Annotated in this window: 13 protein-coding genes and 1 pseudogene; 5 read left to right on the top strand and 9 right to left on the bottom strand. The window is 63.6% G+C overall.

Annotation, left to right across the window (positions count from 1 at the left end; genetic code table 11):
• Positions 1-25 precede the first annotated feature (25 nt).
• The 4 genes and pseudogenes from cynS to AB8Z38_RS01395 form a co-directional block, all read right to left on the bottom strand.
• Entirely contained in the window at positions 26-508 is a 483-nt protein-coding gene (gene cynS, locus AB8Z38_RS01410) for a cyanase (RefSeq protein ID WP_369722726.1), read from the bottom strand.
• A complete protein-coding gene (locus AB8Z38_RS01405; RefSeq protein WP_369722725.1) occupies positions 505-1,446 on the bottom strand; it encodes an ABC transporter ATP-binding protein in 942 nt (313 codons plus the stop codon). Before AB8Z38_RS01405 ends, cynS begins: the two co-directional genes overlap by 4 nt.
• Positions 1,447-1,450: 4 nt before the next feature.
• Complete coding sequence (ntrB, locus tag AB8Z38_RS01400) at positions 1,451-2,290, bottom strand: nitrate ABC transporter permease (protein WP_369722724.1); 840 nt, start codon at positions 2,288-2,290, stop codon at positions 1,451-1,453.
• Positions 2,291-2,459: 169 nt separating this feature from the next.
• Positions 2,460-3,478, bottom strand: a pseudogene (locus AB8Z38_RS01395) (CmpA/NrtA family ABC transporter substrate-binding protein).
• 522 nt (positions 3,479-4,000) lie between these two features.
• Here AB8Z38_RS01395 and AB8Z38_RS01390 point away from each other — a divergent pair.
• Positions 4,001-5,935: a sigma 54-interacting transcriptional regulator gene (locus AB8Z38_RS01390; RefSeq protein WP_369722723.1), complete on the top strand. Its 1,935-nt coding sequence runs from the start codon at positions 4,001-4,003 to the stop codon at positions 5,933-5,935.
• 239 nt (positions 5,936-6,174) lie between these two features.
• Here AB8Z38_RS01390 and AB8Z38_RS01385 read toward each other — a convergent pair whose 3' ends face one another.
• Genes AB8Z38_RS01385 through AB8Z38_RS01375 form a run of 3 tightly spaced genes read right to left on the bottom strand, consistent with a single transcriptional unit; the run spans position 6,175 to position 8,817 of the window.
• Complete coding sequence (locus AB8Z38_RS01385) at positions 6,175-7,053, bottom strand: sulfurtransferase (RefSeq protein WP_369722722.1); 879 nt, start codon at positions 7,051-7,053, stop codon at positions 6,175-6,177.
• Between the two features lie 50 nt (positions 7,054-7,103).
• The gene (locus AB8Z38_RS01380) at positions 7,104-8,237 is read right to left on the bottom strand and encodes an acyl-CoA dehydrogenase family protein (protein ID WP_369722721.1); all 1,134 of its coding nucleotides are present in this window, start codon (positions 8,235-8,237) and stop codon (positions 7,104-7,106) included.
• Positions 8,238-8,274: 37 nt separating this feature from the next.
• Complete coding sequence (locus AB8Z38_RS01375; protein ID WP_369722720.1) at positions 8,275-8,817, bottom strand: OsmC family protein; 543 nt, start codon at positions 8,815-8,817, stop codon at positions 8,275-8,277.
• Between the two features lie 246 nt (positions 8,818-9,063).
• Here AB8Z38_RS01375 and AB8Z38_RS01370 point away from each other — a divergent pair, with 246 nt between their 5' ends.
• Together AB8Z38_RS01370 and AB8Z38_RS01365 are read left to right on the top strand one after the other, a co-directional pair.
• Positions 9,064-9,732, top strand: coding sequence for a TetR/AcrR family transcriptional regulator (locus AB8Z38_RS01370; RefSeq protein WP_369722719.1), 669 nt, complete (start codon positions 9,064-9,066; stop codon positions 9,730-9,732).
• A gap of 299 nt (positions 9,733-10,031) precedes the next feature.
• Positions 10,032-10,184 (top strand): hypothetical protein, encoded by a 153-nt coding sequence (locus tag AB8Z38_RS01365; protein WP_369722718.1) that lies wholly within the window; start codon positions 10,032-10,034, stop codon positions 10,182-10,184.
• A 3-nt stretch (positions 10,185-10,187) separates the two neighbouring features.
• Here AB8Z38_RS01365 and AB8Z38_RS01360 read toward each other — a convergent pair whose 3' ends face one another.
• Both AB8Z38_RS01360 and AB8Z38_RS01355 read right to left on the bottom strand, forming a co-directional pair.
• Positions 10,188-10,631 (bottom strand): DoxX family protein, encoded by a 444-nt coding sequence (locus AB8Z38_RS01360; RefSeq protein ID WP_369722717.1) that lies wholly within the window; start codon positions 10,629-10,631, stop codon positions 10,188-10,190.
• A 98-nt stretch (positions 10,632-10,729) separates the two neighbouring features.
• Positions 10,730-11,935: a TrmJ/YjtD family RNA methyltransferase gene (locus AB8Z38_RS01355; protein WP_369722716.1), complete on the bottom strand. Its 1,206-nt coding sequence runs from the start codon at positions 11,933-11,935 to the stop codon at positions 10,730-10,732.
• 340 nt (positions 11,936-12,275) lie between these two features.
• Between AB8Z38_RS01355 and AB8Z38_RS01350 the strand changes: the two genes are divergently transcribed.
• Positions 12,276-14,009, top strand: a complete 1,734-nt coding sequence (locus AB8Z38_RS01350) for an alpha/beta hydrolase family protein (RefSeq protein WP_369726719.1) — start codon at positions 12,276-12,278, stop codon at positions 14,007-14,009.
• Between the two features lie 169 nt (positions 14,010-14,178).
• Positions 14,179-15,390 (top strand): NADP-dependent isocitrate dehydrogenase, encoded by a 1,212-nt coding sequence (locus AB8Z38_RS01345; RefSeq protein ID WP_369722715.1) that lies wholly within the window; start codon positions 14,179-14,181, stop codon positions 15,388-15,390.
• Positions 15,391-15,443: the final 53 nt, after the last annotated feature.

Genomic DNA, 15,443 nt, shown 5'->3' with positions numbered 1-15,443 from the left:
GCGTCCGGAATGACGGAGGGATCGATCACTCCTCCTTGAAGCCGTACTCCGGCACGTTGCCGCTGGCGCCGTAATATTTGTAGGGCAGGAATTTGCCGCTCATCGTGATCCTGACGCGGTCGCCCTTTGGGTTCGGCAAGCGCTCCATCACCATGTCGAAGTCGATCGCCGACATGATGCCGTCGCCATACTCCTCCTCGATCAGCGCCTTCCACGCCGGGCCGTTAACCATGACCAGTTCGTAGAAGCGATAGATCAGGGGATCGGTCGGCGGCATCGGCATGCCGCGCATCGGGGTCTCGTTCAGCATGGACGTCTCGGCCTTCGACAGGCCGAACAGCTCAGCGGCATTGGCGGCTTGCGGCTTGGTCAATTTCATCTGGCCGAGGATGGCGCCAACAATCAGCACCTCCGAATAGCCGCCGATCTGCTCGCAGATGTGTTTCCAACTCCAGCCCTTCTCGCGCTTGATGTCGAGCAGCTTTTCGGTGAGGTCTTCGCGTTTCATGTCAGGCTCTCCCTTTCTTGAGCAGTCAGTCCGGGACCAGTCCCGGGTATCCGTGTCTGTCGTGGCTCATCGCTGGCGGCGAGCGTCAATCCGGGCTTGCCGATCTGCACCATTGGCACATTGCGCGGATCGTGATCGGGCGTCTCGGCGGTGAATGTCTTGCTGCGCGTCACCAGGAAATCCACGACGTGGTTGCGCAACGCGTAGTACAGCGGATGCCGGTGCAGGTCGGTCCGGCCGCGATCCTTCGGCAGCGGATTTTCGACGACTTCCGCGAGCACTGCGCCCGGACCGTTGGTCATCAGAAAGATCTTGTCGGCGAGGTAAATCGCCTCGTCCACGTCATGCGTGATCATGAACGCGGTCTGCCCGGTCTCCAGACAGATCCGCCGCACCTCGTCCTGCAGCGTGCCGCGCGTCAGCGCGTCCAGCGCGGAGAACGGCTCGTCCATCAGCATGATCTTCGGCGTGATCGAGAGCGCGCGCGCAATGCCGACGCGCTGCTTCATGCCGCCGGACAGCTCCGACGGACGCTTGTGCTCCGAACCTGTCAGCCCGACGAGATCGATGAAGGTCTGCGCATGCGCCTTCACCCTGGCGCGGTCCCAGCTGCGCCATTTGGAGGTCACGGCGTAAGCGACGTTGCCGAGCACGGTGCGCCACGGCAACAGCGCATGGCTCTGGAAGATCACCGCGCGGTCGAGGCTGGTGCCCGAAATCGCCTGACCGTCGACGATCACGGCGCCCTCGCTCGGCGCGTCGAGGCCGGCGAGGATGTTGAGCACGGTGGTCTTGCCGCAACCGGAATGACCGATGACGCAAGCGAACTCGCCGCGCGGCATCGACAGCCACAGATTCTCGAACACGGCCGTTGTCGCGCCGCCCGCGCCCGGATAGCGCTTTGCGATGGCTTCGATGGAAATGAATTTCTCGGTCACAGCCCTACTCCGGAAACGTGACCATGCGCGTGAAGCGCGCGAGGATCTGGTCGAGCAGCATGCCGACGACCCCGATCAGAAGGATCGCGATGATGACGTTGGTGATCGACAGATTGTTCCACTCGTTCCACACGAAGTAGCCGATGCCGGTGCCGCCGACGAGCATTTCGGCCGCGACGATCACAAGCCAGGCGATGCCGATCGAAATGCGCATGCCGGTCAGGATCGTCGGCGCCGCCGCCGGCAGGATCACGGAGAAGGCGCGCCTGATCGTTCCGACCTCGAGCGTTCGCGCGACGTTGATCCATTCCTTGCGTACGCTCGCGACCCCGAACACGGTATTGAGCAGCATCGGCCAGATCGAGCAGATGAAGATGACGAAGATCGCGGAGATCGAGGAATCCTTGATGGTGTAGAGCGCGAGCGGCATCCAGGCCAGCGGCGAGATCGGCTTCAGCACCTGGATGAAGGGATCGAGCGCCTTGCTCAACAGCGGCGACATGCCGATCAGGAAGCCGAGCGGGATCGCGACGAGCACGGCCAGGAGATAGCCGATGCCGACGCGCGCGATGGAATAGCCGAGCTGGATGCCGAGCCCCTTGTCGTTCGGCCCGTTGTCGTAGAACGGCCGCCTCAGATGCTCCCAGAGCTTTGCGCCGACGTCGAGCGGGCCGGGCATGGCGGATTTGCCCTGCGTCGCGGTCAGGCCCATCAGCTTGGCGTATTCCGGGCTCATCGTGGCCACAGTGCCGGTCGAGCGCGTGGCAAGGTGCCAGATGCCGAGGAATGCGGCGAGCAGCACGATGGAGACAAGGCCGGCGCGGAGGCGGAGGGAGGCCGTCATTGCGCAAGACCTCTCCACACGTCGTCCCGGCGAAGGCCGGGACCCATAACCCCAGGGAGTAATTTGGCGAAGAGTCGTTGTTCCGTACTACTACCTTCCGCCATCGATAGATCACGCGGTATGGGTCCCGGCCTTCGCCGGGACGACAGCGGAGAAGCAGCGCGGCCCCTCACGACGCCTTCCTGATCTTGAAGCCCGCCAAATAATCCTCCGGCTTGGCCGGATCGAAATTCTTCCCCATCACCGCGAACGATTTGTAGGCGGTGGTGGGCGGCGTCAGGCCCATCTCGGTCATCAGCTTCTTTGTGTCGGTCGCCAGATACACCTGCTCGGCCACCGCCTTGTAATCGACATCGCCCTTGATCTGGCCCCAGCGCTTCATCTGCGTCAGCATCCACACCGCGAACGATTGCCAGGGGAACGGATCGAAATCGACGCGCTTGGCGTCGGTCTTCACACCGCCGAGGCCGTCGGCATAGGTGCCGGTCAAGACCTGCTCCAGCACCGTCACCGGCGCGTTGATGTAGTTGGCCGGCGCGATTGCCTCCGCGATCTGCTTGCGGTTCTCGGCCTTTGACGCATACGCCGTCGCATCGACGATGGCGCGCGTCAGCGCAGCAAAACTGTTCGGCGCCGTCGTGATGAACTCGCGGCTGGCCGCAAAACTACAGCAGGGATGACCGTCCCAGATATCCTTCGACAGCAGGTGCATGAAGCCGACGCCGTCATAGATCGCGCGCTGGCAGATATTGTCGGGTGCGAGGAAGCCGTCGATGTTGTCGGCGCGCAAATTCGCGACCATTTCCGGCGGCGGCACCGAGCGCAACTGCACGTCGGTATCGGGATCGATCCCGTGCTCGGCGAGATAGTACCGCAGCAGGTAATTGTGCATGGAGTAGTCGAAGGGAATCGCAAACTTCATCCCCTTCCAGTCTTTCGGATCGCGCTTGTCCTTGTGCTTGGTCGCCAGCACGATGCCCTGCCCGTTGATGTTCTCGATCGCGGGCACCGCAAAGGAATGGCGTTGGCGCCGAGGCCAAGCGAGATCGCAAGCGGCATCGGCGCCAGCATGTGGGCGGCGTCGTATTCCTTGTTGATGGTCTTGTCGCGGATCACCGCCCAGCCGGCGGTCTTGACCACGTCGACGTTGAGACCGTGCTTGGCATAGAACCCCAAGGGCGCCGCCATGATGATCGGTGTCGCGCAGGTGATCGGGATGAAGCCGACCTTGAGGTCCTTTTTCTCGAGCGTACCGGTATCAGCAAACACCTCGGTCGCCGTCTTGATCGGGAAGAACTGCGACAACGCAGCAAGCGCGGTGGACGCACCGACTGATTTCAGGAACGCGCGCCGCGCCACATCCTGCGGAAACATCGCGCGCATGACGGCCGAGGCCACCACGCTCTCGTAGCGTTTCTCCTCGCTCTCCGCCGGATCGCAGCGTGGCGCCACAGCCGCCTGTTCATGCTCCGCGGCGGAACGATGCTCGCCGCACACGCAGCCGGCGCGAAGGTTGCGATCGGGATCAAACGGATCGTCGAATGTGGACATCGAACCTCCTGCGCGTCATTGCAGGAGCAATTACGCAAGGAGCATGCCACGGGCTTTGGTCGAGCCAGAGCCTTGATGACGCAGCGATTTCGCTCCCGCTTGGTCACTACGAAAACTCGTGCTATACGAAAAATCGTAACCAAATTACGAGATTTCGCAATGGCAACGGCGCCAATGTCCGCCCCCGACGAAGCCGTCAAGGCCATCGATCTGCGCGTTGCCGCATTTGAATCCGCAGTCGAGGCAATGTTGCTGGTCGACCCCTATGGCGACCAGATCATCGACGCCAATCCAGCCGCCTGCGCCCTGCTCGGCTACGACCGCGCGCTGTTACAGCAGACCAGGGCCAGCACCCTTCATACCGGCGAGCTCCCGGCACTGACCGTGTTCACCCAGGCGGTGCTGCACAAGGGCGCCTACTGGACCGCGGCGCTGACACCGCGCCACGCGACTGGCCAAAGTCTCCGGCTCGAATATGCCGGCTGCCTCGTGCCCCATGACGGCCGCACGCTGCTGCTACTCACCCTCACCGATCTCGAAGCGCGGCGCCGCCGCAATGTCGATGCCGCAGCCGAGGACCACATGCGCGGCGGGATTGCCACATGGCAGCGGGTCGAGCGGGTGTTTCAAGACATCGAGCGCGAGAACCAGCTGATCCTGCGCGCCGCCGGCGAAGGCATCTATGGCGTCAACGCCGAGGGCAAGACCACCTTCGTCAACCCGGCGGCCGAGCGGATGCTGGGCTGGACCGCCGAAGAGCTGGTCGGCAAGGAAATCCACCCGATCGTGCATCACACCCACCATGATGGCAGCCACTATCCCGACCATGACTGCCCGATCTATGCAGCCTTCCGCGACGGTGCCGTGCATCAGGTCGATGGCGAAGTGTTCTGGCGCAAAGACGGTTCGCCGGCCTGGGTCGAATACACCTCCACCCCGATCCGCGACCGCGGCGTGGTGGTCGGCGCGGTCGTGGTGTTTCGCGACGTCAGCCAGCGGCGCGAGGCCGACGAGAAGCTGCACGCGGCGCTCGCCGAAGTCGATCGCCTGCGCGAGCGGCTCGAGCTCGAGAACGCCTATCTCCAGGAAGAGATCCGGATCGAGACCAATCCCCGCGGCATCATCGGTCAGAGCGCGGCGGTGCAGAAGACGCTGCGTCAGGTCAAGCTTGTGGCGCCGACCACGGCGGCGGTGATGATCACCGGCGAATCCGGCACCGGCAAGGAGCTGATCGCGCGCGCCATCCACGAAGATTCCACCCGCAGCGACCGCCCGCTGATCCGGGTCAACTGCGCGGCGATCCCGCGCGAATTGTTCGAAAGCGAATTTTTCGGCCACGTCCGCGGCGCCTTCACGGGCGCGATGCGCGATCGCATCGGCCGTTTCGAGCTCGCCGATGGCGGCACGCTGTTCCTCGACGAGGTCGGCGAGATCCCGATCGAGCTGCAAGGCAAGCTGCTGCGGGTGCTGCAGGAGGGCAACTTCGAGCGCGTCGGCCAGGAGCGCACACGCACCGTGGATGTTCGCGTGATCGCCGCGACCAACCGCAATCTCAAGCAGGAGGTGCAGCGCGGACGGTTTCGCGAGGACCTCTATTTCCGCCTCAACGTGTTTCCGATCGAGACGGTGCCCTTGCGCGAACGGCGCGAGGACATTCCGCTGCTGGCCCAGCACTTCCTGACCCGCGAGAGCAAGGCGCTGAAATCCAACCTGCGACTGTCCGAGGGCGATGCAAGGCGGCTCGCCCGATATGACTGGCCCGGCAACGTCCGCGAATTGCAGAACGTGATCGAGCGCGCCGCGATCCTGTCGCAGAACGGCCGGCTGCGCATCGATTTGCCGGATGCATCGGGCATCCAGATCGCACCCGGCACCGCGCGCCAGAAGGTCGACGCACGCCCGGCGGTGATGACCGCGTCCGAGATGCGCGACAACGAGCGCGCCAACATCCTGGCCGCGCTCGATGCCTGCGCGGGGAAAGTGTTCGGTCCCGCTGGCGCGGCGGAAATGCTGGATATCAAGCCGACCACCCTGGCCTCGCGGATCAAGGCGCTCGGAATAGCGCCGCGTGCGCGTGCGGGCTTCAACGGTTAGAGCATGATGAGATTGGAAAGATGAAATGCTCTCGCACTGAGCGAGGTGCACGTTGATGTGCCCTCGCCCCTTGTGGGAGAGGGCAGCAACGCCGGTAGACCCAGACTCACTTGGGTGAGGGGTTCTTTCCGCGCGTGGTCATCTGCATTTTGAGCCCGCGGAAACAACCCTCATCCGGCGCTCCGCGCCACCTTCTCCCACAAGGGGAGAAGGGGACACGTGCGGGACCGGGCGCGCGCTCACGCCGCCTTGGTCGTCACCTCCGTTGCGATCGGCAGGCCCTGCTCGATCGGCAGCGAGGGATCGCGCGACCATTCGTTCCAGGAGCCGAAATACATCCGGACATCCTTCACGCCGGCGTTCTTGAGCGCGAGGAACGTGTTGGAGGCGCGCGCTCCCTTGAAGCAGTAGAGATAGACCGGCGTGGTCGTCGAGATGCCGACGGTGGCGCATTCCGCCAGAATCTCGTCCTTGGATTTGAACCGCGGACCTTCGGCGGTCGGCTTCATCATGCGATACCATTCCAGCCACACGGCGCCAGGGATGCGGCCCTTGCGCGGGCAGAAATCCTTGCCATAGGGCGACGAGCTGTCGCCGATCCATTCGTCGACGTCGCGGACGTCGAGGATCGCGATGCCGGGCTTGCCGACGGCGCCAAGCATGGTCTTGGCATCGATCAGGATCTCGCCGGCTTCCGGCACGATCGAGAACGACGCCTTGCCCGGCGCCGGGACATCCTTCGTCACCGGAAAGCCCGCGGCCGACCAGGCGTCGAAACCGCCATGCAGCACCTTCACCTTGGGATAGCCGAGCATGGTGAGGAGATAGTAGCCGCGGCAGGACTGGCCGAAGCCGGAATTCATCGACTGCTCGTAGATCACGGCTGTTTCCTTGCCGGAAAGACCGGCGCCGCCGAAAGCTTCGGCGAACTTGGTCTTCAGCTCGGCCATGCCTTCCGGCGTCGAGGTCGCCAGAAAGGTGAAGATCTCATGCACGTTGACGGCGTTGGGAAGATGCCCGGCGGCGTAGGCGTCGGGATTGCGCGTGTCGACGATGACACACGGCTCGGCTTTCAAGAGATCGGCAAGTTCGACGGCACTAATGAGAACGTCAGTCATGGCAGCCTCTCCGTTGAGGTTCGGTGGACGTGGGGGTGGACTCGTGAAGGTCAGGCGTCGGCGAGCATCTTGCGCAGCTGCTTGGTGGCGGGCGTGACGATCGCGACGAAATAGGCCTCCCGCAGACGCCGCTGCACGCGGTGGCTCTTCAAGTAGCCGCGCGCGCCACAATGCAGCATCGCCGCATGCGCCGCCGCGACGCTGGCCTCGCCGGCGCGAAGCCTGAGCGCGATCACCTTGCGCCAGTAGGTTTCCTCTTCGTTGTAGGGATCGCGCGCCAGCGCCATGGTCTCGCTTTCGAGCTCGGCTGCGAGATCGCGGAAATGCACCGGCTGCTGCGGCAGATAGCGGTTGATATGGCCGAGAGAACCATCGACCTCGTCCATGATGTTGATGCAGTCCCGGATCAGGCCGAGCGCCATGCCGGCCTGGAGCAGGATGAAGCCGGCGCGGATCTTCTTGACGAAGGGCGCGGCGGGATCCGCGAGGATCAGCTCATCCGGCACGAAGACGTCGCGGAACTGCACGCCATAGGTGCCCGTGCCGTCCATGGCGAGGAATGGCTTGCACGACGTCAGCGTGATCGCGGGATCGGAGCAGTCGGCCAAGAACATCACCTGCCCCGGCTCGCCGCTTGCGATGCCCGGCTCGTCCTCGCGTTCGAAGATGGTCCCGAAATAATGGCCGGGGCCGAGATTGGAGACCCAGGGCAGCGCACCGCGCACGATGTAGCCGCCGTCGACCTTGCGTCCCCTGAGCTTCAGCTTCTCAATTCCGAAAAAGCTCTTCATCGGATTTGACAACCCGGTGCCGCCGAGCACCCGGCCGGTCGAGAAGGCATCGCCGAAGCGTTTGGCGAGCTTCATGTTGGTCGAGTTGGCGGCGTACCAGACCAGCGTGTTCTGGCACCAGGCCATAAAGGCCGTGGCGCCGCAGACCTCGCCGATCGCCGCCATCGCCTGGATCGCGCAGCGCAAATCCGCAGGACCGTCGTGAGGCATGTGACTGCCCCAGGCGCCGACCGCGCCGAACTCGCGCAGCACGTCGGCCGGATAGACCGAGCCGTCATCGATGCCGGTGGCGAGCGGCGCGAGCCGCTCCCGCGCGATCCGCGCCACCTCGCCCGCAATGGAAGGTGCGGGCTGATCTGCAGCCTCGACCCGCGATAAAGCCAGTGAACCCATGACCGTCTCCCGCACCTTATGTCCTATTGCCGTCGGCTCAGATGCCGACCTCGAGATTGACCGGGCGGATGAAGGTGTTGGCGACCGGCGACCATTGCTTCACATGGACGACCAGCGCATTGATCTCGTCCTGCGAGATATCCTCGCATTCCATGTCGACCTTGACGCGGACATCGGTGAAGCCGACCGGCTTGTCGGAGATATCGCCGGTGCCCCAGACGGCGGTGATGTTGAGGTCGCCTTCGAGCTCGAGCTCGAGCTTGTTGACGATCCAGCCACGATGCACGGCGTTGGCGTGCAGGCCGACAGCGAGGCAGGAGCCGAGCGCGGCGAGCGAGGCTTCCGACGGATTGGGTGCGGTGTCGTCGCCCAGAAGGCCCGGCGGCTCGTCGACGATGTAGGGCGGCAGGTTGCGGATGTAATTGGCGTGGCGGAATTTTCCTTCCGCGACCGTCTTGCATTTCAAGGTCTTGACGACCTTCGGATTGGCCTTGCCGTTGGCGATCAGTTGCTCGAGGCCATTCTTGTCGATGGGCGCGAGGCAACCCGTCAGCACTGTTTTTTGAACGACGGCAGTCATCAGTTTTCTCCCTGGCAGCCGAGGAAATCGGCAGTGTACCGAACGGTCTGTTTCCCTGCACGGAGCGTGCCAGAGGAGGCCAGGACCGAAACGCGAAGCATTGGAGCCGGTTAGCCGCGCTGCCTGCGGATTGGTCAGCCGCCTCCTGCTTAAAGGCGATGCAGAAGCGCTTTGCCGTGCGAATCTTTTCAGCGCGGAACAGATGCGGCTTGCTGATGCGGCGCGGCTGCGATTAAGTTGCGGCCTATGGCCAGATCCTTGCTGAACAAGACGTCGTCCAAGAAGAAATCCAATTCGCCGCACGCCGGTGCCGGCGACGACGAGACCGCACGCGGGCGCCTGCTCAGCGCCGCGACGTATCTGTTCTGCAAGAACGGAATCAACGCCACCGGCATCGATGCGATCATCGAGGAAGCCGGCACCGCGAAGACCACGCTCTACAAATTGTTCGGCTCCAAGACCAATCTCGTCAACGCGGTGCTGGAGAGCGAAGGCAAGCAGTGGCGCGAATGGTTCATCGGCGCCATGGAAGAAGGCGGGGGCGACGCGCAGGCCAAGCTGGCGCGCATCTTCCCCGCGCTGAAGAGCTGGTTCGCGGAAGATCGCTTCTACGGTTGTCCGTTCATCAATGCGGTCGGCGAGCACGACAAGGACCAGAAGCAGTTCCGCAACATCGCGCTGAAGCACAAGAAGATCGTGCTCGGCCACATCGAGAAGCTCGCCGCTGAGCTCGGCTCGAGCGAGCCTGCAGTGCTCGCGCACCAGCTCGGGCTCTTGATCGACGGCGCGATCGTCGCGGCGATGATCTCGCGCGATCCGGGCGTGGCCGATACGGCCGCGCTTGCAGCCGGCCCCCTGCTCACCCAGCCGAAGGCGAAGAAGAAGCGCGCAGCGGATCAGCTCGAAACGGTGTAGGTCCCACAGGGTGGGCAAAGGCGCAAAGCGCCGTGCCCACCATTTCTACCTCGGCAGAACGATCGAAGAATGGTGGGCACGCTGCGCTTTGCCCACCCTACCAGACTACGAGACTGCGATCATACTTCGCGGCTGCAGGTCCGGCCCGCTTCCGTTGGCGCAAGGCTGCGCGCAAGCCGCAATCTTCGAGTCTATTCCGAGTGTTTCGACCCGCCACCACTCTGGGGACGACTTGCGGTGTCGGCCCCATTGAGCGACACTCGCCTCATTTCAGAGAAGTCATTTTTCGAGAGGGCATCATGCCTGACATAGTGGAAGTCGTGCTGTGGTGTGCCGCGCTCGCGACGTGGCTGATGCTTCTCTCCGCCTTCGTGGGCAACGCTTTGAAGCCGCTCCTAAAGAATATCCGTCGCGCGCTCGAGGACGCATTCAAGCTCAAGCTGAAGCGATGAAAGCTACGATGCGCGATCGAAACTGAAACGGCCCGCGCCGGTGACGAAGATCAACAGCGCGCCGCCCATGATCGAGATGTTCTTCAAGAAATTGTTGTATTGTCCCGCCTGCTGCGCACCGGGAGGATATTCCCAGTAGCGATGTGCAACAATCGTTGCCGCCAACACGAACAGGAACGTCAGCACCGCGCAGTAGCGCGTACCGATACCCAATATCAAACCGACGGATATCAATACTTCCACGACGATATTCACGGCAGTGAACAGCCCAGCTGCTGGAAGATTCAGCGACCTGAAATAGCCCACCGATCCGCTGAAGTTGGCCAGCGCTCCGTAGGCGCTTCCGACGAACACCCAGGCCAGTAGAATGCGGCCAATCAAGATCAGGACGTCAGCTCTCCCAGCGGCGAACGCGTCGACGGCCGGCGACTGAAAATAGGATTTCACTGGTAGGCCCCCTTGTTGTCCAGGACCGGGTGAACACTTCCTCTGCCGACAGCCAACCTATCATGATTGGCTTATGAGCACACGCCCAGAACTATCGCCTACGGAGCGTCCGGTCCTTCCGCGACCATCCCTTGCAACCGTGCCAGCTCCGTCTCCAGCTCGCGCTCCACATCCGCGGCGCGCATCTCCAGCACCCGATAATCACGCGCCTCCAGCCACGTGCGCCGCGCCGCGCGGTCGGCGGCGATCGTCTCGCTCTCGCCGGGGTTCACCAGCTCGATCGCGATCCGGTGCGGGAACGAGACGAAGTCCGGGATGTGCCGCCCCACCGGGGTCTGGCGCTTGAACTGACCGGCGAAGCGGCGGTCGCGGGTGAGCGCCTGCCACAGCAGCCGCTCGGCGTCGGTCGGGTTGCGGCGAAGCAGCCGCGCGAGCCCGCGCACCGTCGAGCCGCTGTCGGGCGCTCCACCCTGCCCGTGCTCGGCCAGAAGCGCGCGCAGCCGCGTCGCCTGCTCGCCATCGAGCACGCCGCCCTTGGCCGGGCCCTTGCGGCCCTCGGCGATCGCCATCACCACGCCGTGCAGGGTATGCATGTCCTGCTTGGTCGGATCCATGCGGGTGAAGATGTTGCGCAGGTTGACCAGCATGGTGTCGCGCTTCTCGGCGGGGCGCAGGAATTCGACCTTGTCGAGCTCCCGGATCAGATTGTCGAAGAAGGCCTGGATCTGATGCTGCGAGGCGCGCTCGGATCGCTCCGGCATGGCGTGGGGCAGCGCGCCCGAGGTCGCCTGCTTGAACCATTCATAGCCGACCAGCAGTACGGCCTGGGCGAGGTTGAGCGAGGCGAAGCCCGGATTGACCGGGAAGGTGATGATGCGGTTGGCGAGGCCGACTTCCTCGTTGGTGAGGCCCCAGCGCTCCCGGCCGAACAGAATGCCGGCCCGGCCGCCGGTCGCCACGTGCGCCGAAATCTCGGCTGCCGCAGCTTCCGGCCCGACCACCGGCTTGGCCTGGTCGTGAGGGCGCGCGGTGGTGGCGAACAGCAGGTCGAGATCGGCAACGGCCGCACCGACCGTGTCGAACAGTTCGACCTTCTCCAGAATGTGGTCGGCGCCGGCCGCGGCGCGCTGGGCGGCGATGTTGGGCCAGCCGTCGCGGGGGTTGACGATGCGCAAAGCGCCAAGCGCGAAATTGCCCATGGCGCGCGCGGCCATGCCGATGTTCTCGCCGAGCTGCGGCTCGACCAGGATCACGATGGGGCCGTCGAGGGCGAGGCCCATCTTGCTCTTGTCGGTGCCGGACATCTCAGTTCACTTTCTGCTTCAGTGTTCGTCTCATTGCGCTTCCGAAAGAGCCTGAACGTCTGTCTGACGACGCTGATCGAAGCCTTCATCCACGCCGCCGGCCCGCGTTCCGTGCGGCGCAATTTCTCAGCGGAGATAACAGGGTTAGCGCCGTTTGCGAATCCGCAATCGCATCTCAACTGGGGACGGTTTCCTCCCCGGCTTGTGCGCGCTTTGCCTTCGGATATGGCTATCAACCACAACTAAAGCGAAGCCGAAAGGGCGGAGCTAAAAGTCGCAATTCAAGGGGGGGACGATGCGCGGTCGATGGACTTTGGCAATTCTGGGAGCGGTCTTGATCGTGGTGGGCGGCCTCATCGCCCATTTGACGCAGACCGCCGGCGGCATCCGGATTCAGGATGTCAGGTTCAAGGGTGCCAAGGGCAACACGATGAGTGCCCTGCTCTACGTTCCTGCCAATGCCACCGCACAGACCCGGGCACCAGGCATTCTCGCCGTCCACGGCTACATCAACTCGCGGGAGACCCAGGACGGCTTCGCCATCGAATTCGCCCGCCGCGGTTATGTCGTGCTGGCGCTGGACCAGACCGGCCATGGCTATAGTGACCCGCCCGCCTTTGCCAACGGCTTTGGCGGCCCTGACGGCCTCGCCTACCTTCGCAGCCTCGACATTGTCGACAAGGCCAATATCGGCCTCGAGGGTCACTCGATGGGTGGCTGGACGGTGCTGGCCGCAGCCGCCGCGATGCCGAATGACTACAAGTCGATGGTGCTGGAGGGCTCCTCGACCGGTAAGCCATTCGCTGCCGACGGCACCCCCAGCTGGCCGCGCAACACCGCCTTGGTGTTTGCTCAGTATGAGGAATTCTCCACCCTGATGTGGGGCGTCGATCGCGCCCGCGATGTCACCAAGAGCCCCAAGCTGTGGGCGATGTTCGGCACGCAGGGGCCGGTCGAGCCGGGCAAGGTTTACGGTGACCCGGCGGCCGGCACTGCCAGGGTTCTGTACACGCCGGCGATCACTCACCCGGCCGAGCACATCTCGCATGAGGCGATCGGCTACAGCCTCGACTGGTTCGCGAAGACCTTGCAGGGCGGCGCGCCGCGGCCGGCCGACGACCAGATCTGGTTCCGAAAGGAGCTCGGCACGCTGATCGCGTTTGCCGGTTTCGTCGCGCTGTTGATCGGCACTTTCGACGGCCTGCTCGAAGCGCAGATGTTCTCTCGTCTCCGCCTGCCCGCGGTCACTGACGGCACCACGCCGCCGCATCATGCCGCCACCGGCCGGCGCTGGACCGCGGCTTTGATCCTGTCGGCCTTCATCCCGGCGCTGACCTACTATCCGGCTTTTGCGCTGGCCGGTAGCTTCGCGCCACCGACGGCGTTCCTGCCGCAGGGCATCACGAACCAGATCCTGATCTGGGCCGTCATCAACGGCCTGATCACGCTGGCGCTGATGCGCTTCGCCCCAAGGCGTACCGCCCGGACCGGACTGGTTGGCCAATCCGTGGTGATCGCGGTCGCTTCGGTCGCGGTCGGCTATGCCGCGCTGTGGCTCGCCGACCTCGCCTTCAAGATCGACTTCCGCTTCTGGATCGTCGCGTTGAAGCTGATGAACGCGAAGCAGTTTGTGATCTTCCTGATCTACCTGATTCCGTTCACGGCGTTTTTCGTCGTGGCGCTGCACGTGCTGCACCGGAACTTCTCGACGATGGAGACGCCGCGGCTCACGCTCTATCTGACCAATATACTGGCGCTGACGTTCGGCTTCATCGTACTGCTGGTCCTGCAATATGGCACGCTCTGGCTGACCGGAAAGCTTTTCAACCCGCTCCCCGACCCCGGCTTCGTGCCCCTCTCGACCATCGTCGCCATCCAGTTTGTGCCGCTGCTGGCGATCGTCGCCGTGATTGCGACCTTCACCTGGCGACGGACCGGATCGAGCCTGCCGGGCGCCCTGATCTCCGGCCTGTTCGTGACTTGGTATATCGTGGCAGGCACGGCCACTCAGGCTGCCTTTTTAGGAGTGTTCTCGGACGGCGCTGGTTCGCTCGAGGGACACATGCCCAATTAGGGTGCTACAGCCGTCATTCCGACCTGTTCGGAATGGCGGTTCTCGGCGCAAAGATGGGCTGAAAGTGCATAAATGGTCCGCTTCCGCCCGCCAACGGGCGGTGCTATAGCGCGGGAGATTTCCACCGCGGCCGCCAAAAGGCGCCGTTCCCAAGAGGGCTTCCCCGATCATGGCAAAAATCAAGGTATCCAATCCCGTCGTCGAGCTCGATGGCGACGAGATGACCCGGATCATCTGGCAGTACATCAAGGACAAGCTGATTAACCCGTTCCTCGATGTCGAGCTGATGTATTTCGACCTGGGGATGGAGTACCGCGACCAGACCAACGATCAGGTCACCATTGATGCCGCCGAAGCCATCAAGAAGGTCGGCGTCGGCGTCAAGTGCGCCACCATCACCCCGGACGAAGCCCGGGTGAAGGAGTTCGGCCTCAAGCAAATGTGGAAGTCGCCGAACGGCACCATCCGCAACATCCTTGGCGGCTGCATCTTCCGCGAGCCGATCATCTGCAAGAACGTGCCGCGCCTGGTTCCCGGCTGGACCAAGCCGATCATCATCGGCCGCCACGCCTATGGCGACCAGTACCGCGCCACCGACATCAAGTTCCCGGGCAAGGGCACGCTGTCGATGAAGTTCGTCGGCGAGGACGGCACGGTGATCGAGAAGGAAGTGTTCAAGGCGCCCGGCGCCGGCGTCGCGATGGAGATGTACAATCTCGACGATTCCATCGTCGACTTCGCCCGCGCCTCGCTCAACTACGGACTGCTGCGCAACTACCCCGTCTATCTCTCGACCAAGAACACGATTCTCAAGGTCTATGACGGCCGCTTCAAGGACATCTTCCAGGACATCTACGACCGCGAATTCAAAAAGGAATTCGAGGCCAAGGGCCTGACCTACGAGCACCGCCTGATCGACGACATGGTGGCCTCGGCGCTGAAATGGTCCGGCGGCTACGTCTGGGCCTGCAAGAACTACGACGGCGACGTGCAGTCCGACACCGTCGCGCAGGGCTACGGCTCGCTCGGCCTGATGACCTCGGTCCTCCTCACCCCCGACGGCAAAACGGTGGAAGCCGAAGCCGCCCACGGCACCGTGACCCGCCACTATCGCGAGCACCAGAAGGGCAAGGAGACCTCGACCAACTCGATCGCGTCGATCTTCGCCTGGACGCGTGGCCTCGCCCACCGCGCCAAGCTCGACAACAACGCCGAGCTCGCCAAGTTCGCGAACACGCTGGAGAAGGTCTGCGTCGATACCGTCGAGGAAGGCTACATGACCAAGGACCTCGCGCTCCTGGTCGGCGCCGACCAGCGCTGGCTCTCGACCACCGGCTTCCTCGACAAGGTCGCGCAGAATCTGGAGAAGGCGCTGGCGTAAGCCAGCTCTCACCCCGTCATTGCGAGCGCAGCGAAGCAATCCAGAATCCCTCC

This window comes from Bradyrhizobium sp. LLZ17 (assembly GCF_041200145.1).
Taxonomy (GTDB): domain Bacteria; phylum Pseudomonadota; class Alphaproteobacteria; order Rhizobiales; family Xanthobacteraceae; genus Bradyrhizobium.
The sequence above is the reverse complement of the archived record's forward strand: the minus strand, read 5'-3'. Positions and strand labels throughout refer to the sequence as shown.

What these genes read in the sequence shown, in the direction of transcription:
- ntrB (WP_369722724.1), bottom strand. Translation starts at nt 2,290, where the DNA reads ATGACGGCCTCCCTCCGCCTCCGCGCCGGCCTTGTCTCCATCGTGCTG.
- AB8Z38_RS01370 (WP_369722719.1), top strand. Translation starts at nt 9,064, where the DNA reads ATGGCCAGATCCTTGCTGAACAAGACGTCGTCCAAGAAGAAATCCAAT.
- cynS (WP_369722726.1), bottom strand. Translation starts at nt 508, where the DNA reads ATGAAACGCGAAGACCTCACCGAAAAGCTGCTCGACATCAAGCGCGAG.
- AB8Z38_RS01390 (WP_369722723.1), top strand. Translation starts at nt 4,001, where the DNA reads ATGGCAACGGCGCCAATGTCCGCCCCCGACGAAGCCGTCAAGGCCATC.
- AB8Z38_RS01355 (WP_369722716.1), bottom strand. Translation starts at nt 11,935, where the DNA reads ATGTCCGGCACCGACAAGAGCAAGATGGGCCTCGCCCTCGACGGCCCC.
- AB8Z38_RS01375 (WP_369722720.1), bottom strand. Translation starts at nt 8,817, where the DNA reads ATGACTGCCGTCGTTCAAAAAACAGTGCTGACGGGTTGCCTCGCGCCC.
- AB8Z38_RS01365 (WP_369722718.1), top strand. Translation starts at nt 10,032, where the DNA reads ATGCCTGACATAGTGGAAGTCGTGCTGTGGTGTGCCGCGCTCGCGACG.
- AB8Z38_RS01345 (WP_369722715.1), top strand. Translation starts at nt 14,179, where the DNA reads ATGGCAAAAATCAAGGTATCCAATCCCGTCGTCGAGCTCGATGGCGAC.
- AB8Z38_RS01380 (WP_369722721.1), bottom strand. Translation starts at nt 8,237, where the DNA reads ATGGGTTCACTGGCTTTATCGCGGGTCGAGGCTGCAGATCAGCCCGCA.
- AB8Z38_RS01385 (WP_369722722.1), bottom strand. Translation starts at nt 7,053, where the DNA reads ATGACTGACGTTCTCATTAGTGCCGTCGAACTTGCCGATCTCTTGAAA.